Below are 18,353 nucleotides of genomic sequence, written 5' to 3'. Positions count from 1 at the left end.
TCAGCGCACGCGGCAGACCACCACGGGCCACTCGGGGCTGCCCTGGCGCGGCTGCACGCTCCGCTCACGGCGGCAGTCGCGCTCGGCCAGCACCACGGGCATGCGGTGCACGATGTCGGTGTCCGCGTTCCCGCGCGCGTCGGTCCACGCGAGCGACAGACGCGTGGCCTCCCCCTGCGGGTCCACCACGTCGAGCGCGCCGTCGAGGCTGACGAACACCCAGGGCGTGGCGAAGCCCATGAACATCTGCGCGTCGGCTCCATGAAACGGCACGTACACGTCGAGGCTCTCCCCTGCGGGCAGCTCGGTGAGCGTCCCCGCGCGCAGCGCCGCACGCAGGGCCTCGCGGTCGGCCACGCTGAGCTCCCCCACGTTGTGTCGCATCTCGTCCACCACCTGCCGCGCCTCCGTAGTGAGCGGGCCCCACTGCTGCGGGCCCACCAGCGTGGGGGACGCGAGGTCCAGGTGCAGGCTGTGGTTGGTGAGGTTCGAAACGCGAAAGCGCACGCTGAAGGTGTTGCCCTCCTCGCGGAAGAGGTCCTTGGCCGGCAGGAGCAGCCGCGCCACTGGGCTGGTGGCGAGGACGCGCGGCGCGGGCTCGGGAGGAGCGCTCGCGGTGTGCGGGTCTCCGCCACTTCCTGCCGGAGCAGCCGAGGCCGTAGGCGCCGGGCCCGTGCTGCGGCACGCGGCGGCCCCGAGGACCAACAGTCCCGCGAGGGCGAGCAGCGAGGTGCGGGCGTGCATGCCGCCATGATACGCGCACCGCGGCGCACTTGTTCCAGCCTGCGCTACCCTCCCGCCCGGAGCACCCCATGACCACCCTCGAGACCACCACCGTCGGCCCCGTCACCACCCTCACGCTGAGCGGCCTCGGCAGGCGCAACCCGCTGACCCCAGCGCTGCTGAGCGCCATCGTGAGCGCCTGCGACGACCTGCGCACCCGCGACGACGTGCGCGTGGTGGTGCTGCGCGGAGCGGGCGGCTTCTTCAGCGGCGGCGCCGACCTGATGAGCTTCATGGCCGCCTTCCAGACCACCGACCGGACCACGGTGGCCGACCTCGGGCGGCGGGCCGGTGAGGCCCTGGCGTCGCTGCCGCAGATCACGGTGGCGTTCGTCGAGGGGCACTGCGTGGGCGGCGGCGTGGTGCTGGCCGCCGCCTGCGACCTGCGCTGGGCGGCCGAGGGCGCGTGGTTCTCCATTCCGGAGCTGGACATCGGGATGCCCCTCACCTGGGGCGCGCTGCCACGGCTGGTGCAGCTGCTCGGCGAGTCGCGCGCGCTCGACCTGGTGCTGTCGTGCCGGCGCTTCGACGCGCGCGAGGCCCACGCCATGGGCTTCGTGGCCACCGAGCTGAGCGGTGACGTCGCGGCCACGTTCGAGGAGCGCCTCGCCGCGCTGGCCTCGCTCCCCAAGAACGCGCTGCGCACCACCAAGGCCCAGACCCTGGCCATCCGCGCGGGCACCTTCGACGCGGCGAGCGACGCCGACGCGCTGCTGAAGGCGCTGGCGGACCCCGAGACGGCCGCGCAGGCTCAGGCCTACATGCAGCGGCGAAAGCGCTGACCCAGGGGTCCCCCACGCCAGCCGCGCGCCGTGATACTCATGGAGGGGTCATGACTCCGAACGACCTCGACGTGCTGATCGTGGGCGCTGGCATCTCGGGCATCAGCGCCGCGTATCACCTGCAGACGCTCTGCCCCGGCAAGACCTTCGCGCTGCTGGAGCGCCGCGAGCGCATGGGCGGCACGTGGGACCTCTTCCGCTACCCGGGCATCCGCTCGGACTCGGACATGTACACGCTGGGCTTCTCGTTCCGGCCGTGGACCAACCCGAAGGCCATCGCCGACGCGCCGGACATCCTGGCCTACCTGGGCGAGACGGCGCGGGCCTACGGCATCGACCGGAAGATCCGCTACGGCCTGCACGTGAAGCGCGCCTCGTGGTCGAGCGACACGGCCCGCTGGACGGTGGAGGCCGAGCACACGGCCACCGGCGAGGTGCAGCGCTTCACGGTGGGCTTCCTGTTCATGTGCAGCGGCTACTACAACTACGACCGCGGCTACCAGCCGGACTTCCCCGGCATGCACGACTTCGGCGGGCGCTTCGTGCACCCGCAGTTCTGGCCGGAGGACCTCGACTACGCGGGCAAGCGCGTGGTGGTCATCGGCAGCGGCGCCACCGCCATCACGCTGGTGCCCTCCATGGCGAAGACGGCAGGCCACGTGACCATGCTGCAGCGCTCGCCCACGTATGTGGCCAGCGCGCCGGCCGAGGACGCCATCGCCAACTGGCTGCGCGAGCACCTGCCCGGCGAGCTGGCCTATGGGCTCACGAGGGCCAAGAACATTGGCTTCGGGATGTTCGTGTTCGCCTACTGCCGGCGCTTCCCCGAGCGTGCCAAGGCGCTCATGGTGAAGATGGTGCGCGAGGCGCTGGGCCCCGACTACGATGTCGAGAAGCACTTCACGCCCACGTACGCGCCCTGGGACCAGCGCGTGTGCCTGGCGCCCGATGGCGACTTCTTCGACGCCGTGCGCGCCGGACGCGCGTCCGTGGTGACCGACGGCATCGAGCGCATCACGCGCGACGGCGTACTGCTGCGGTCGGGCGAGCTGCTGCCCGCCGACATCATCGTGTCTGCCACGGGCCTCGAGCTGCAGTTCCTGAGCGACCTCGCGCTATCTGTGGACGGCAAGAAGGTCAACCCGGCGGACACCGTCACCTACAAGGGCATGATGTGCAGTGGGGTGCCCAACCTGGCGCTGGCCATCGGCTACACCAACGCGTCGTGGACGCTGAAGTGCGACCTCACCGCCGCGTACGTGTGCCGCCTGCTGAACTACATGGACGCGAAGGGCGTGAGCACCTGCTGCGCGGTGCTCGATCCCGGCACGGTGGAGCGCATCCCGTTGTTGGACTTCACCTCGGGCTACGTGCAGCGCGCCATCGACAAGATACCCAAGCAAGGCAGCAAGGCGCCATGGAAGCTGTACCAGAACTACGTGGTGGACCTACTGACCTTGCGCTACGCGGGCCTGGAAGATGGCGCCATGCGCTTCTCGGGCCGCGCGGCAGCTCGGAAGTCGCAGGGCGGCGCGGTGCGCAAGCTGCGCCTGGTGAAGCCGGTGCCTCAGAGCACGTGACGCACCAAGAACGCGCGTGAGATGGCGTTCGGCGTGGGCGTCGCGATGATGCGCGCCACGCGGTCGATCTCGTCGGGCGTCATCATGTAGATGAGCACGTCCAGCACTGGCTCGGTGCGCCTCCAGCGCTCGGCCTCCTCGGGTATCTCGGCCACTTGGTCCTCGGCCTGCTCCTCGAGGGGGTCATCGGTCACACGGCTGGGCGGTGGAGCGTCGAACAGCTCCTGCCACCAGGCGCGCTGAAAGGCCGCGCGCTCCTCGTCGGTGAGGCCACTGTCGCGCAGCGCCGTGTTGAGCGCCGCCGCCGCGTCGGTCCACGGCTGGCTCGGGGTGGGCAGCAGGTGCCAGGCCTGGCCCAGCGTCACCGGCACGGCGCGCACCTCGCCGTCCACCACAGCCACTCGCCAGCCGCTCACGCCGTCGCGCGTGGCGCGCGCGCTCACCTCGCTGCCGTGCACGCGCACCTCGGTGGGCAGCGTGATGTGGCCCGTCGGCGCCCAGCCGGTAGAACAGCAGCGGCAGCTGGTGCTCGCCCACGCGCAGGCAGGCCGCGTCGGTGGTCTCGTAGCGCGGGAGCTCGGGCACCTCGCAGACGCCGTCGGGGCTGGCGCACGCGCTGGGATACGTGTGGCGCTCGGGGCAGGCGCCCGGGGTGGCCTGCACGCTCCAGTGCATGTTGTTCGAGGGCGGATAGTGCTCGGGCACGCTGAAGCCGGCGCCCACCAGCACCTCGAGCTGCACTGCGAGCGGCGCGCTGGCGTGCAGGTAGAGCACGGGCTTCTCCACGGCCATCAAGGGCACCGGCGCGCCGGGTGGACCGGCCGACACCACAGTCCCGGCGCTGCTGGTGGTGATGACGCCCCACTCGTGGATTTCGAAGGCGGGCGTATCGGTCGCGGTTGCCGCACCGGATGTCCCACGCGAGCCCCCACAACCCAGGACGAGGCCACACACCAACCAGACGACAGCGGGTTTCATCCAGTCACCATACACGAGCGGGTGGCCGCGCAGGAGTGGTAGTCTCGCCGCGCGCAGAAGGCGCAAGAGAGAGGTGAGTGCATGCCGAGTGATCAGTCCCGCTGGCGCGTGAGGCGCTTCGACGAGGCCCAGTTCGAGCACCCCACGAGCGAGGCCGAGCTGATCGCGCTCATCCACGCCGCGCGGGCCAACGGCGCGCAGCTGCGCGTGCGGGGCAGCGCACACTCGGTGGCCGCCGCGGTCTACACCGACTCGTTCGACCCCGAGACGGGGCCCACCCACCCCGGTGCGCCTGTCGTCAACGTCATGCTGGACCAGTACCGCGGGATCACCTTCGCCGAGGTGAGCGGGGTTCACTACGTGACCGTGGAGGCGGGCCGCAACCTGGGGTCGGACCCGTATGGCCCGGGTGAGACCCCGGACGAAGGCGAGGGCCTGGTGATGGCGCTGGCGGCGCGCGGTCTGGCGCTGCCTGCGCTCGGCGGCATCTCACATCAGACGCTCTCGGGCTTCATGAGCACGGGCTCGGCAGGCGCGAGCGTGCAGCACGCGTTCCACAGCGCCATCACGTCCATCCGCGTGCTGGACGGGCTCGGCGTCCCGCGCGACGTCACGCCAGCGGACCCGGAGTTCGCCCACGTGGGGCTGTCGATGGGCCTCTTGGGTGTCCTCTCCACGGTCACGCTGAAGCTCGAGCCCGAGTACATCTTGAACGGCTGGACGTCGGTGCAGCAGGCCGGGGACTGTCAGATCGACCTGTTCGGCGACGGTGACGCCACGCGCCCATCGCTGCAGAAGTTCTTCGAGACCAACGACTACGCGCGCCTGCTCTACTGGCCACAGAAGGGCGTGGAGCGGGTGGAGATCTGGACCGCCGAGCGCGCCGCGAAGCCGCCCGGCTGGAAGCCGAAGCCCTACCGTCAGTTCACGACCGCGCCGTTCCTCACGCAGTGGTTCGTGCGCTTCTTGTACACGCGCGTGCTGCCGCGCATCGACCTGGTGCCCGGAGACGCGGACGCCGCCGCCGCGGAGGCCTGGCTGCGCAGCACGATCGATGACGCGTTTGCGGACGCGGGCCTGGGCGCGCCAGCGCTGTCGGGGCCGTTCCTGGACAACCTCATCGACAACCTGGCCGACACGCTCGAGGACGTGGATGACGGCGTGGACAGCGTGAAGGAGGTGCTGGTGCGCGAGCTCATCCGCATGGTGGTCTCGCTCAGCAACAAGAGTGGCGGCGTGTACGAGAGGAAGGGCTTCACGGACACCTGGTACGACGGGCTGCCGCACGACAACCAGATGGACGACCAGCTGATGCCGGTGCTCTTCACCGAGCTGTGGGTGCCGCTCGACAGAGCGCCCGAGGTGATGCGCGCGCTGCGCGACTTCTGGGCGGCTGGCGGTCTCGAAGCCACCGGCACGTTCGCCACCGAGATCTACGCCGCGCCGGCCAGCCCCTTCACGCTGAGCGCGGCGCACGGCACGCCCGTGCTGCGCATCGACCCGTTCGTGTTCTGGCGCGACGGCGCGCAGCCCGAGCTCGACTTCTTTCCACAGTACTGGGAGCTGCTGAAGAGCTTCGACGCGCGCTTCCACTGGGGCAAGTCGCTCTCGGCCCCGGGCAGCAGCACGGGCTCGGCCTACCGCCGCGACAAGTGCGGGGCAGCCGCGTGGGACTCGTGGAAAGCTCTGCGCGCCGCATGGGACCCGCAGCAGGTGTTCGTGAACCACTACTGGCGCGCCCACCTGGGGCTATGAGCACGGGGCTGGCTCGGGCCGCCCTCAGGGCATGGGGGGCAGCGTGAAGAGCGCGTCCTGCAGCAGCTGGAGGGTGGGCACGCCGTAGAGCGTGTGGGCCCCTTCGTAGTGCTGATGCATGTACTCCTCGGGGGTGGTGTAGTAGCCCGCGTAGTCGCCCGCATAGCCAATCAGGCTGGCGCTGCTCACGCCCCCGAGCGCCGCGAGCGCCGCCAGCTCCACGCGCCGGCCCGCCACGGTGGTGGGCTCGCCCGGCACCGTCAGGAACACGTGCGTGCCCAGCTGCAGGCGGTGCACCGGATGCCAGGGCGAAGGCGAGAGGCCCACGCCGCGCAGGAAGCGCTGCAGCACGGGCAGCACCGAGCGCTTGGGCCACTGCGTGTCGCCGGGCGGCTGGGTGCCGGGGCGCTTGCGCATGCCCTCGCGCAGCACGCTGCCCAGGATCTCGGTGCGCCCGTCCTCGGCCCCGAACAAGATGGGGTAGCCCACGTCCCACGGGTGCGCGGGCCCGGGAATCAGCGCGCCGCCGGCCACGCTGAGCGTGAGCGGCGTGCTGCTGCTGGGCAGGTTGGCCAGCAGCTCCGCCACCACGGCGCCCACGCCTGCGCCCACGCCCTGCGCCAGGTGCTCTCCCTGCGCCGGGCCCTCCACTTCGCCGGGAGGCAGCGGGGTCACGTCGCCCGCGCAAGCGAGCCCCAGCGCGGCCACCACGCCGGTGGGGTGCGCGTTCTCCACGGCGCCGATAGCGTAGCCCGGCCAGTCGCGGTGGTAGGTGGCCTGCTTCGGCCCGAGCGCCGTGGCGTGGCACGCATAGAACGCGAACGCCGCCGCGTCACCCGTGCCGCTGGGGCGCGCCGCGATGCACGTGACGCGCGGGTCGATGGCCTTCTGCGTGGGGTCGAGACCGGCTGGCGCGCTGGCCGCAGGGTGGCCCGCGGTCGCCCACGCGCTGGCCTCGGGGTTGGCCACGAAGGGCGGCTCGGAGCGGTTGCGCGCGAGCCCGAAGCAGTCTTTCTGGCCCACCCCCACCACACCCGGGCGCAGCGCCGCGCGCGCTGCCATGACCCCGCTCGCGATGGCGTCGGCCAGCTGGTCGATCCACGCCGTGTCGGGCGTGAGCAGCGCGTCGGGCCGCACGGGCTGCGCGAACACCCGGTAGAACGAGTCCGCGTAGTAGTGCCCCGGGGCGGTGTGCGTGTGGGTGCCCGCCAGGATGAGGCGCTCGGCGGGGACGCCGCTCTTGGCCACCACGGCCTCGAAGACCGCGAGCGACGGGCACATGAGGTCCACGATGCACACCACGGCCTCTTCGCCGCTAGCGTCTTTGAGCGCGAGGCTGCGCGCGTAGAGCGTCTGGCCCCCCACGGCGCCCTTCTTCCCGCCCAGCGAGTAGCCGGCCATGCCGTAGTCGTCGGGCAGCGGGAGCGGGTGTTCGCTGGTGCCGTACTCGAGGGTGCCGACGCTGTGCCAGGTGATGCCGGTGGTCATGGGGTGGGCTCCCTGCGCTCCACGCGCATGCCGGGCAACATCGCCTCGAGGTTGCACATGTTGATGGTCTCATCGATGACCTCCTCGAGCTCCGCGCTCGTCAAGGCCGCAAGGCGGTCGAGACGCGCGCTCTGCAGCGCGCCATAGCCGGCCATGATCAGGCGCCGGTAGGTGGCCACGTACGTGATGGCGGCGGTGCTCACCTTCTCCATCTGGATCGCGCGGAAGATGGTGGGGTCGACCGCACGCTGGTAGTCCGCACGCAACTCGAAGAGCCCCACGAGCTGCGCGGAGAGGTAGATGCTCACGAGGAAGCGCCACTCCGCGACCTCCGCCTCGCTGGGGATGAGCAGCTCATAGAGGTGACGGCAGTCCGGATAGGTGATGCCCAGCTGCTGGGCCAGGCGGGTCCCGCGCGTGACCACCGCGAGGCTCATGTCTTCGGGAGAGTGCACATAGCGACGCAGGTCACTCATGGCCTGCTGGATCTCGGGCTCGCTCAGCGGCGCGAGCTCCTCTTCACAGTGGTAGCCGTCCACGTGGATGGGCACCGCGCCCTCGGGGCACGGCACGTCGTACAGGTCCAGGATGTGTCCGTCGGGGCCCGCGCCGATGTTGCCGCGCCGCGCCGCGCCGCCCGCGCGCACGTCACCCCCGAGCGGCATGGACCCGTCGGCGCAGCGGTACTCGGCCACGCGCCGGTAGTCACTGCGCGTGTCGAAGCACGCGTGCCACGCGGTCTCGGGCGTGCGCCCGTCGCGGCCGTCGGGCATGGCACCCACCTCGCCCACCTGAGCCGCCGGGCGAGGTGCCGTGGCGGCCGATCCACCGCAGCCGGCGAGGCCGAGCGCGATCGTGATCAGAGACGCACCAACGCGAGGCGGCGCAGGGAGGTGGGCAGTCCTCTTCATCGCCACACGGTAGGCGTGAGGTCGCCCGAGCGTCAATCGCGTCGTGTGCTCGGCTCGAGACGCGGTGTCCCCTCAGGGACAGCGCCTACAAGAACTGCCCCTCGCCGAAACCCGGCGTGAGGTACCGCGCCCAGCGCGCGGGCGCTGTCATGCCGTGGTCCGCCAGCACCGGGCCCAGCGGCTCGTCCGACTCGCCCCGCAAGCGCAAGAGCGCGCGCTCCGCCATGAGCCCATGCGCGCCCAGCCGGGCCACATCGCAGGCGGCCTTGGCCCGCACCAGCTCGGCCTCGGCCTGCGCGCGCGAGCCCGCCGCCAGGTGCAGCGCGGCCTGTGCGATCTGCCCGAGCGCGGGGCCGTCCGGACGCTTCACCGCGCGCAGCTCGTCGCACGTGCTCTTCACGCGCTTCCGCAAGCGACCATCCCCGCGGTTCTCGGCCCACGCCGCCATCTCGGCGGCCAGGCGCACGTGCAGGATGGCGGGCAGCACCACGGGCACGCGCAGCAGGTTGGCCGTGCGGATGGCAGGCCAGGCGGCGTCCACCAGCTCGAGGGCGCTCGCGGGGTGGTCGCCCATCAGGCGCTCCAGCACTTCCAAGCGCAGGCGGTAGAAGTCCCACATGCCGAAGTCCACCGTCCACGAGTCCATCGTCTCGCGCATGTCGCGGATGGCACGCGACAGGCCCTCGGCGTCGCCGGCCGCGGCCAGCGTGTAGCCCAGCGCGCTGGTCACCATGACGAAGGTGATCTGCTCGCCGCTGTTGGCGGTCTGCCGCAGGAACTCTTCGCTGCGGGAGCGCATCTCGCGCAGGCGCCCGCGGTACTCGAGGCACGCGGTGATGGTGGTGCGCGCGATGGCCACGCTCCACGCCGTGGGCTCGGGCGACGACGTGAGCAGCTCGACCGCGCGGTCGCCGTGCTCGATGGCCGCGTCCCAGCCGCCCTCCAAGAGACCGCGCTGGCACCACGCCACGTGCACCAGGCCGCGCAGCGTGGGCGACTCCTCGGCGTCGGCGATGCGCCGCGCCAAGGCCATGAAGTCGTCGGGGCGCGTGCCCATGAACGGCACGAAGCCGGAGCCCACGAAGAGCAGGCCGTTGGCGGCCGCGCGCGGGCAGCCCGAGTCCAAGCCATAGAGCAGGCTGCGCAGGATGGTGACCGTGCCCTCGACCGGCGCGATGTTGCTGAGCCCCTTGCCCACCGACCAGCACAGCGCGCTCTTGAAGAGGGCGTCTTCGTTCACCTTCGGGCGTGGGGTGAGCGCCGCCTCCCGCACGCGCATGCGCACGCGCGCCGTGGCCAGCAAGAGCCCACGCAGCGCAGCCCCGCTGTCCTTCGGGAAGGGCACGTCGGCCGCCGCGAAGAGCGGCCGCAGCACCTCGAAGGCCTCCTTCACGGCGCCCGCCGCCAAGAACGCCTCGGCGGCCAGGCGCTGCAGCTCCATGCGCGCGCGCCCGTCCTGCACACCCTCCACGGCCGCCAGGTAGGCCGCGCCGGCTTCGTCGCAGCGCCCCGCTTGGTGCAGCGCGTCGGCGCGCGCCCGCTGCACCGCCGCCACGTTGGGCAGCTGGCCACCGGACCACAGCAGCGCGTCGCGATACGAGTCCGCCGCGGCCTGATACGCGAGCGTGCGCTGGGCCTCGGCCGCGGCCAGCAGCGCGTACTCGGCCGCCTCGCGCAGCTGCCCCGAGCCGTGCAGGTGTGAAGCCACCAGCTGCGGCGCCACGTCGGGCTCGGCCAGCAGCTCGCGCGCCAGCGCCGCGTGGCAGTGGCGCCGCTCCTCGGGCTCGAGCGCCAGCAGCACGCCCTCGCGGATGCGGTCGTGATAGGCCACCACGTTGGCGTTCAGGCCCGCGCCATCCACGCGCAGCAACGACTTGGCCGCCAGCGTGGCCACCGTGGCGCGCGCGTCGCTCACGGCCGCCGCGCGCAGCAGCAGCTGCTGGGGCAGCGGCTGGCCCGCCACCGACACCGTGCGCAAGAGGCTGCGGGCCTGGTCGGACAGCTCCTCGTAGCGGGCCTTCACCACGGACTCCACGCTCACCCGCTGGCCCGTGCGCGCGCCGTGCAGCGCCAGCTGCTCGATGAGGAACGGGTTGCCGCCCGCGTCGGCCGCGATCTCCGCGAGCTCCAGCGTGTTCACGTCGTGGCTGCAGCGCCGCGCCAGCTCCACGCCAGCGGCCGCGGAGAGCGGGGCGAGGTCCAGGTGGCTCTCGTGGTGCAGGTCACGCCCCGACAGCGGCGCCAGCTGCTGCAGCAGCGCGCTCGTGGGCCTCGTCGGAGCGGTAGGCCAGCACCCAGAAGACCGGCAGCGAGATGGGCGGGCTCATCAGCGAGGCGAGGATGCGGCCCGCGCCGGCGTCGCCCCACTGCGCGTCGTCCAGCACCAGACACAGCGGGCGCTCGAGGTGCAGCGCCGAGAGCAACGTGGCGAGGCCGGCATAGGCCAGCTCGCGCACGTCGGCGCCGCCTGGGAGGGCCGGCGCGTCGGGCAGCTCGGGGAAGGCGCCGTAGATGGCCGGGAACATGCGCGCCGCGTGCGTGGTGTCCTCGGTGTTGAGCGCCTGCCGCACGTCCGGGGGGAAGCGACACAGGCGCAACACCGCCTGGTCGATCAGGTCGTCCAGGCCCTTGTACGGAATCGCCTCGAATTCATGGCACTTGGCGTTGAGTACGGTGGCCACGCTGGACAGGCGCAGAACGGCCTCTTCGATGAGCCGCGACTTCCCCACGCCCGAGCGCCCGCGCACGTGCAGCACCGTGGGGCGGCTGGTGTCGCGCTCGTGGTAGGCCGTCAAGATGGTGTCCAGCTCCTCCTCGCGGCCCACCAGCGCCACGGCCGTGGCCCCGAGCGCGCGGCCAGAGCTGGCCAGCTCCGGCCGCAGCACCGCCAGGATCTCGTCCAGCGTGGGGCGCGCTCCGGGGTCGCGCTCCATCAGGGCGTGCGCCAGGTCGGCCAGCGGCAGGCACTCGGGCGGCAGCGCCACCACCTCGCTCGGGTGCGGCAGCGCCTCCGAGCACTTGCGCATGATGATGGTGAGCGCCGAGTCGCCGGCCTTCTCGAAGGGCCGCCGCCCCACCAGCGCCTCGTAGAGCATGACGCCCAGCGCATAGAGGTCCGCGCGCGTGTCGGTGGGTGCCCCGCGCGCCTGCTCGGGCGCCATGTAGAGCGGCGTGCCCACCACGCGGTGCCCTTCGGTGCCGCGCGTCTGCCCGCCCTTCAGCGCAGCCACGCCGAAGTCCAGCAAGAGCACGCGGCCCTCGTCCGACACCATCACGTTGCTGGGCTTGAGGTCCAGGTGCCGGACCCCCGCGGCGTGCAGGGCACCGAGGCCATCCACCAGCTGCGCGAACACGTCGCGCAACACACCGGCCTGCAGCGCCCCGGGCGGCGAGCGCAGCGTGAGGTGCTCGCCCAGGTCCGCGCCCGGCACGTGCTCCATGGTGAAGAACCACGTGTCGTTGGCCACGCCCAGCTCGTAGAGCTTCACCAGGTTGGGGTGCGCCAGCGCGGCCGTGTAGCGGAACTCGCTCTTGAAGCGCATGAGCGCCACCGGGTCGGGCGAGCGCAGCGTCTTCAGCGCCACCGCGCGCGCGTCTTCGGGCTCGAAGGGATCGCGCGCCAGGTACACCACCCCCATGCCGCCAGAGCCCAGCACCTCGTCGATGCGGAAGCGCCCGATGGTGGCCGGCGCCGCCGGATCCGAGCGCCGCACCGGGTCCGCGCGCGTGGCGGTTCCGTCGTTCGTGACCACGCCGCTGTCCTGGCGCGTGTGCGCCTCCGACTCGGCTTCGGGTGGATCCCACGACATGCCCCGGTGTACCACTTCTGGGTGCGCGAACGGCGCGGAATCAGGTGTCCGTTCGTCCTCGTTCGAGGCGGATGAACGCGGTGTAGCGCTCGCCGAGCTCGAGCCGAAGCGGGCCCTGCGAGGCCTCGCGCAGATACTGGAGCTTCATGGGGAGAGCACGCATCGGCTCCTTCTCCAAGCGGTCCAAGAGCCGTCGAAAGCCATCGAGCGCAGCGACGGCATCTCCGGCCCTGAGCTGGCAGTAGGACTGAGCTTCGAGGATGACGTCCACCAGCCAGGCCGCCGACCGCTTGAACGAGTCCAGTGGCAAAGCTTGGTACGCGGCGATGGCTTCGTGCCAGCGTTCCGCATCGTGCAGGCAGTGAGCTCGGTAGAGCAGCGCGGTGTGGTGTCGCGGCTCGAGAGCAAGCGCTCGCTCGAACCATGAAGCCGCCTCGTCGAGCGACTCCCCGTAGTCGTAGTGCCACTGGCCGATGTGGCAGAGGATGTTCGGGTCGAGGGCGTCCAGCTCGAGCGCGGTGTGGAGCCACCGGAGCGCTGGCAGTGCGGCTCTCGTCGCGGCTTGCGCATCGTCTTCCATGTCCCCCGCGAGGCACGCGGCGATACCGCGCGAGTGCCACACGGCCGCCGCGCGCGGCGCGAGCTGCAGCGCCGCTGCATAGATTCGGTCGAGGTCCCGCGGGTGAACGCCGGGGACCTTTCGCTCCAGCAGGATGGCGAGGCAGCGCAGCCGCTCCTCGGGCGGCATGTCGAAGTCGGGCGTCTCGCGCAGGAAGCCGACCGTATCGATCCGAGCGACGGCGCTGGCCTCGAGAGCGGCATAGGGCGAGGAGACCAGAAACGCCCACAGCGCATCCCGGGCCGGTCGCGCTGGCGGCTCCACACGGTCTCGTCGATGACGGACCTTCGCGCGGTCACGGGCGTCGAAGCGACCCGTCAAGACTGCAGAACGCGCCATCTTTGCCTGCCTCCCTGTCGGCCATCCGCATCGATCCACAGTCGCCGCATCGTCGAGACGTACCAAACCCTGGCGCGGTCGTCACGGCGTGGCAGCGCGGAGGGGGTACCTTCAGTCCGGGGTGCCCATAGTGCCTTGCAGCAAGGCCGTGTGGGCCCAGCTCATGCGCCACAGCTTCGGCCTGGACGTCCTGGCCTGCCTCCACGGCGGCGGCCGCATGCGCCACATGGCGACCGTCCTGGAGCACTCGAGCATTCAGCGCATCCTGCGCCACCAAGGCCTCGACACCCCCGAGCCCCGCGCACCCTCCTCCCTGTTTGAGGAAGACCTCTGCTACGAGCCCAACCGGCACGCTCTCGCGGACGACTTCTGCCAGCTCGACCCCAGCGACCCGCGGTGAACTGCCGAGGGAAGCACCGCGAGACCGGCGATGTACCGCTGCGTCCGCGCGCCTCGTGGCAGGGCGTTCACCGATAGCACTGGCGCCCAGAGCCCCGAACGTGCCATCTTGAAGAGGCCGGCAGGGGCTTCATGCGCGCTGACCGCCAGCGTATTGCGTGGTTCGAATGCTATGTAGACTCTTCATGCAACACGTTGCAAATGTTCATGTTTCCTATGGACGTGACCGCGGACGAGTTGCTGGCCGGCATCGCTGTACATCATCCCGCAGACCAACGGGAAGGTGCTCTGGCGGGCCAAGCGCGCGCTGGGGCAGGGGTTCTAAGCTGCGATCCGCACGGCGCTGAAGCGCGACGGCGCGGACGCGGTGTTCAAGTAGACGGCTTCGTGAAGACGATGAGCTCGGGTCGACCGCGGCACCTGCCACGCTCCATCGCTGCTGTCGCTCTCGGGGTCTCGTGCGTGGTCGTCGCAGGCTGCGCTGGTCACGCCGAAGTATCCCCATCGGAGCGGCAGGAGGCGTCATCTCCACGGCGCGCGCAAACTCCCATCACGACCGGGGGAGAGTCCACACCAAGCACTCCGTGCGAGAGCGACGAAGACGACGTTGCGCGCCAAGTCGGAGACCTCGGCAACGAGGCGTGCCGGAGACGCGCCATCGCCAACCTTCACCGCATCTACTCCCTCGTCCTCGCGGACAGCGGAGGCGACCACACGGCGCACCCCGTCGTTGCGCTAACGAACGTCATCGTCCCTGCGCTCACGCATACGTACATCAGCTTCCCGGACGAACGCAGTAACGGCATCGAAATCCTCGAAGTTTTTCGGGAGGCCCGAGACGCTCGGGCCTTGCCAGCGCTCGTCCAGGGGCTCGCGTGGCACACGGGGTCTACTGAGCTGCATGCTGTTCGCGCCGCGCAGGCCATCGCGCGAGTGCGCGTGCCCGAAGGCGAGCTGAGCGCGGTGGCGGTCGCCCTCGGTGCCGCCTACGAGCGCATCTCTGACGTCCGCGAGGTCGACAACCAGATGCGCATCGAGTTCGTGCGTGCTCTCGGGAGCCTGAGAGGCAACGTGGCTACCCCGGCGCTGGTTCGCATCATGGGGGTCCACTCGGAGAGCCAACACTTCTTGATCAATCGCCTGGCTGCGCGCGAGCTCGGTCAGAACGGCGACCCTGCGGCGGTGGAGCCCATGATTCGGGCGCTCTTCCAGTTTGCACCGCGCAACCCGCGCATGCGCATGAATGACGTGGCGGCCGAGGCTCTGGTGCGCATCGGGCGTCCGTCGTTGCAGCCCCTGCTGAGCGTGCTCGACGGAACCCACTCCGCGGCCAACATCGCAGCGGACGCTCTCATCGCGGCCTTTCGAGAGGGCGATCCCAATCTGAGCGTCAGCCGCGAGCAGGTCGTCACCCCGGAGGCCACGTACGCGCTCGGCATGCTGGGTCTAGCGGACGCGTTCGAGCCACTGTTCGCCGAGACGCGCGCGCGGGAGCGCTCTCGCCAGCTCAACGGCCTTGTCGCGCTCGTGCGACTCCGGTTGACTGCTGCTCAGCAGCGGCGCGTGCGCGTCGCGGTCACCGCGATTTACCGCAGGCTTGGCGCCGACCAGATCGAGACCCGAGCGCAGCTTCTCGCGACGATGGCCAATACCTTCGACCCCGCCTACCTCCCGCTCTTCTTCACCGTAGCGCGCGACCAACGCGCCCACACCGCCACTCGTGAGACCGCTTTGGTCAGCTTGGCCAGGCTCGCCAATCGTGCTCAGGCGGCTCAGCTACGATCCATCATCGCCGCCGACGCCGACAACGCCGCGCGCTACGACGAGTATCTCGTTCCCTACCTGCTAGCGGCCGAGCAATGCGACACGGATCTGGCGTGCTACGTCGCTGAGCTTGTGGACCCGGACGCGATGGCCGCCGAGAAGGCCGCGTGGATGCTCGGCCTCTTGGCCCCTGACGACCACCCCGCGGCGCTGGAGGGCTTGACGCAGCAGCTCGGTCATCCGGCCTTCGACGCTCGCTTCGCCGCCCTCCAAGCGCTCGACCACATAGCGGCCAGTGGCAGCCAAGCGGCCATCGACCGGATCGACGAGCTGCGTGCGATGGAAGAGGGACGAGCCATCTGGGATAGGTTCAAGGGTTTAGCCTTGCCCATACAAGCCCGGTTGCGGGTCCGTATGCAGGGCGCTGGGTGGGTCACCGTGGCCGCGGGCTCTGCCGCCAAGTAGGTGCGTGATCAATCCCGCCGTCGGCAACCCGCAGAAGTTCGGGGCCTACGTGCGCGTGCCGTTCTTCGCCTCGTACTTCTTGGTGAACACCCCCGAGGCAGCCGGTCCGGTGCGCATCTGCCCGACGAACGTGCTGATCCCCTGACTGGTCAGTGGCCGCTGGCCACCCCCCGAGAAGGCGCGCGGTGACGGGCGAGCTTCGCCCGGGTAGCCGGTGCTCCAACCCCGTCTTCCCCGCGGGCACCGCGGCGTCCACGTTCGCGGAGTCACTACGGTTCATGCGCACACCCAAGCCCATCAGCGGTGTCCCGAAGCGCACGATCCGCAGTCCACAGCTTGGCGCCGGCGACGATGGTGGCTGCGAGCAGATGCACGTCCACCCAGCTCAGACCAAGCCCGTGTAGGCGGTGCGCCTTCGCGAATTCCATCACCTCCTAGTGCGCCACGACGGGCAGCCGGTCCATCAAAGCGGTAGTCGGCGATCAGCGCAGCCCGCCCACCCCGGTCCCCGATGAACAACTCGCCCTCCACGAGCTCGTGACCGAGGACGCTCTCGTCCAGAAGCAAGCGCTGGAGCGGAGCGAGCACCGTGGCATCGGCGCGGAGGAAGCGGATCCACACCGACGTGTCCACGAGCACCATCACGCGGCACGCGTCCGCGAGGACCTCGCCTTCTTCTTTGGAGCTTCCCGCGGCCTGCGGACGTCGTTGGCCAGCGGCTCCGAACCTCCGAGCCTAGCCAAGCGTGCGTACGCGGCTTTCCGCACGAGCGCCTCCAGGCCGAGCCTCACGGTGTCCGTGTCGGTCTGAGCACCGACGGCCGACTTCGCGCGCGCGAGGAGGTCTTCGTCAATGTTGAGCGTCTTCTTCATACGGAAGAATGTGCCATACCGAGATGCCTATTCCTACCATACCCACCGAGGTTCACGCCGTAGTCGCGCTCCATGCTGGCGGCGCGCAGCATGGCGCGCGGAATCAGGCCCGCCGCAGCGCCGACGGGAGCCGGATGACGCGACCTCTCGCCCCCGGGGCAGGAGCCTCCGACGCGGCCTCGGGAGTCGCCTGCGCCGGCGCCGGCAGCGCGTGCTTGGCCCCCTGCCGCAGGAGCGCGCGCCACTCGTCGGCGCTGTGGGTGCAGGCGCTGGTGCTGGCGTAGAACTCGCGGAACACGCGCAGGAAGCGGGCCGGGTCGTGCTGGTGCGGGAAGTGCCCCGCGCCCTCGAACACCTCGAGCCGGCTGTCGGGCAGGCATCGTGGATGCGCCCCGCGTGCTTGACGGGATGACGCCGTCGCGTCGCCCCAGACCACCAGCGTGGGCATGTCCTGGCCAGTAGCAGCGGTCCAGCATGGTGATGGCCTGCCCGCGCCAGTCCCACGGCTGCCGCGCAGCGTGCGCACGAAGGCGCGCCGTGAGGCCGCGTTGGGCAGCGTCGAAGATGCGGATGAGCTGGGCGAGTCGAGCCCGATGTTGGTCGTCGAGCGCCCGCAGCGCCACGAAGACCCCTTGCTCCACGAGCCGGGCGCCGGGCACCCCAGCAGCGGCGCACCGGACAGCGTTGGGCGCCTGACCGAAGCGCAACACGGGGTTCCTCACCTCGTGAATCACGCCGCCAGTGCCCACCAGCACCGGGCACTCGCAGCGCTCGGTGCACTGATACAGGCGAACTGCATGGCCACGCCGCCGCCCAGCGGGCGCCCCATGACCGTCACGCGGTCCACGTCCAGCGACGCTCAGCAGAGTCGCGCATTGGCGTTGGCGCACGCACATGGAGTCGGCGCGCGGCTTGTCCGATTTCGCCGTGCGCGCCTCGATGAAGGCGCGGCGGTACCCATGCACGTTGCGGAACTGCCGACGCAAGCTGGTCACGATTTGCACAGCGTAGCCGTCCGGGGGCTGGCTGGCCCTCGGGAGGGACGCCTCCTGGTCGAAGTTGCGGGGCTGATATGCCTTCGAAACAACGCTGAAACAGGTGCGCGGGTGGAGCGTGAGCGCCCGCACGGTTCGTGGTACCCCTCTCGGTCGGACAGCCCTCATGGACCAGGTCGACATCGCTGGTTTTTGAAGGTGGGGCTGGGCGTGCTGGTTGCCACGCGCGGCGAGCAGCTGGTCCCGCACCGTCGCCCGGGCTGCGCTGTCGCTCACCGGGGCCTGACACGAAGGTTCCCTGCCCCAGTGGTGAGGCTGGGCTGGCTATCGCGAACGTGACCGCCAACGGCGCCATCGCCGTGGTCATCGAGCAGCCCACCACGCACCGGGGCATCCAGCTGAAGGGGCGCGCCACCACGGTGCGCGACACCACGCCCGTCGAGGAGGCCGAGATCGCGGCGTTCGTGAGCCGCACGCTCGCGGAGTACGCCATGATCGGGCTGGCCCCCGCCGTCATCGCGCGCATGGTCTTCACGCCGTGCAAGGCCGTGGAGTTCACGTTTCACCAGCGTGTTCGAGCAGACCCCGGGCCAGGCGCAGGGCGCGCCGTCACGGTGCGTCGATGAAGCTCGCGGACTTCTCTTGCTGCTTCCAGGGCGTCGCACCCCGCGGGCATCGCCACGTGCGGTGCCGACGGCGTGCCGAACATCGCTACGTTGAGCCAGGTGCACTACCTGGACGAAGCCCACGTGGCGCTGTCCTGCCAGTTCTTCAACCGGACGCGCCGCAACGTGGACCAGAACCCGTTCGCCAG

The 18,353-nt window shown here is 70.8% G+C and carries 17 protein-coding genes; 8 read left to right on the top strand and 9 right to left on the bottom strand.

The annotated features are described in order from the left end of the window. The gene (locus IPI43_23450) at positions 1-744 is read right to left on the bottom strand and encodes a hypothetical protein (GenBank protein MBK7777044.1); all 744 of its coding nucleotides are present in this window, start codon (positions 742-744) and stop codon (positions 1-3) included. A gap of 68 nt (positions 745-812) precedes the next feature. Between IPI43_23450 and IPI43_23445 the strand changes: the two genes are divergently transcribed. Then, positions 813-1,565, top strand: coding sequence for an enoyl-CoA hydratase/isomerase family protein (locus IPI43_23445; GenBank protein MBK7777043.1), 753 nt, complete (start codon positions 813-815; stop codon positions 1,563-1,565). Positions 1,566-1,615: 50 nt separating this feature from the next. Further along, entirely contained in the window at positions 1,616-3,145 is a 1,530-nt protein-coding gene (locus IPI43_23440; GenBank protein ID MBK7777042.1) for an NAD(P)/FAD-dependent oxidoreductase, read from the top strand. Here IPI43_23440 and IPI43_23435 read toward each other — a convergent pair. Continuing rightward, positions 3,133-3,603, bottom strand: coding sequence for a hypothetical protein (locus IPI43_23435; GenBank protein ID MBK7777041.1), 471 nt, complete (start codon positions 3,601-3,603; stop codon positions 3,133-3,135). The two genes, IPI43_23440 and IPI43_23435, sit on opposite strands and share 13 nt — an antisense overlap. Positions 3,604-4,204: 601 nt before the next feature. Between IPI43_23435 and IPI43_23430 the strand changes: the two genes are divergently transcribed. Next, complete coding sequence (locus IPI43_23430; protein MBK7777040.1) at positions 4,205-5,878, top strand: hypothetical protein; 1,674 nt, start codon at positions 4,205-4,207, stop codon at positions 5,876-5,878. A 24-nt stretch (positions 5,879-5,902) separates the two neighbouring features. On the opposite strand, the gene IPI43_23425 is transcribed toward IPI43_23430, so the two are convergent. The 5 genes from IPI43_23425 to IPI43_23405 all read right to left on the bottom strand — a co-directional run bounded on the left by IPI43_23425 (position 5,903) and on the right by IPI43_23405 (position 13,044). Next, the gene (locus IPI43_23425; protein MBK7777039.1) at positions 5,903-7,366 is read right to left on the bottom strand and encodes a neutral/alkaline non-lysosomal ceramidase N-terminal domain-containing protein; all 1,464 of its coding nucleotides are present in this window, start codon (positions 7,364-7,366) and stop codon (positions 5,903-5,905) included. After that, entirely contained in the window at positions 7,363-8,277 is a 915-nt protein-coding gene (locus IPI43_23420) for a hypothetical protein (GenBank protein MBK7777038.1), read from the bottom strand. The genes IPI43_23425 and IPI43_23420 overlap by 4 nt, the downstream gene beginning before the upstream one ends. Before the next feature lie 85 nt (positions 8,278-8,362). Beyond that, positions 8,363-10,417, bottom strand: a complete 2,055-nt coding sequence (locus tag IPI43_23415; GenBank protein MBK7777037.1) for a hypothetical protein — start codon at positions 10,415-10,417, stop codon at positions 8,363-8,365. An 82-nt stretch (positions 10,418-10,499) separates the two neighbouring features. Further along, the gene (locus tag IPI43_23410; GenBank protein ID MBK7777036.1) at positions 10,500-12,086 is read right to left on the bottom strand and encodes a serine/threonine-protein kinase PknK; all 1,587 of its coding nucleotides are present in this window, start codon (positions 12,084-12,086) and stop codon (positions 10,500-10,502) included. A 40-nt stretch (positions 12,087-12,126) separates the two neighbouring features. Next, on the bottom strand, positions 12,127-13,044 hold the full coding sequence (locus IPI43_23405) for a hypothetical protein (protein MBK7777035.1): 918 nt from the start codon (positions 13,042-13,044) through the stop codon (positions 12,127-12,129). 121 nt (positions 13,045-13,165) lie between these two features. Between IPI43_23405 and IPI43_23400 the strand changes: the two genes are divergently transcribed. The 3 genes from IPI43_23400 to IPI43_23390 all read left to right on the top strand — a co-directional run bounded on the left by IPI43_23400 (position 13,166) and on the right by IPI43_23390 (position 15,817). Beyond that, a complete protein-coding gene (locus tag IPI43_23400; GenBank protein MBK7777034.1) occupies positions 13,166-13,444 on the top strand; it encodes a hypothetical protein in 279 nt (92 codons plus the stop codon). 962 nt (positions 13,445-14,406) lie between these two features. Then, positions 14,407-15,672, top strand: a complete 1,266-nt coding sequence (locus IPI43_23395) for a hypothetical protein (protein ID MBK7777033.1) — start codon at positions 14,407-14,409, stop codon at positions 15,670-15,672. Between the two features lie 4 nt (positions 15,673-15,676). Next, positions 15,677-15,817, top strand: coding sequence for a hypothetical protein (locus IPI43_23390; protein ID MBK7777032.1), 141 nt, complete (start codon positions 15,677-15,679; stop codon positions 15,815-15,817). Between the two features lie 496 nt (positions 15,818-16,313). Here the strand turns inward: IPI43_23390 and IPI43_23385 are convergent, their stop codons facing one another. Next, positions 16,314-16,544: a type II toxin-antitoxin system VapB family antitoxin gene (locus IPI43_23385; GenBank protein MBK7777031.1), complete on the bottom strand. Its 231-nt coding sequence runs from the start codon at positions 16,542-16,544 to the stop codon at positions 16,314-16,316. A gap of 103 nt (positions 16,545-16,647) precedes the next feature. Next, positions 16,648-16,992 carry a hypothetical protein gene (locus IPI43_23380; GenBank protein ID MBK7777030.1) on the bottom strand — a complete coding sequence of 115 codons (345 nt, stop codon included), beginning with the start codon at positions 16,990-16,992 and terminating at the stop codon, positions 16,648-16,650. Between the two features lie 882 nt (positions 16,993-17,874). Here IPI43_23380 and IPI43_23375 point away from each other — a divergent pair. Both IPI43_23375 and IPI43_23370 read left to right on the top strand, forming a co-directional pair. Beyond that, entirely contained in the window at positions 17,875-18,165 is a 291-nt protein-coding gene (locus tag IPI43_23375) for a hypothetical protein (GenBank protein MBK7777029.1), read from the top strand. Positions 18,166-18,237: 72 nt separating this feature from the next. Then, on the top strand, positions 18,238-18,353 hold a 116-nt coding region (locus IPI43_23370; protein MBK7777028.1), incomplete at its 3' end, for a pyridoxamine 5'-phosphate oxidase family protein.

The sequence above is a fragment of the Sandaracinaceae bacterium genome (genome assembly GCA_016706685.1).
Classification (GTDB): Bacteria; Myxococcota_A; Polyangia; order Polyangiales; family Houyiibacteriaceae; genus JADJJE01.
Note: the sequence above shows the minus strand (reverse complement) of the source record. Positions and strands in the feature narration are given on the sequence as shown.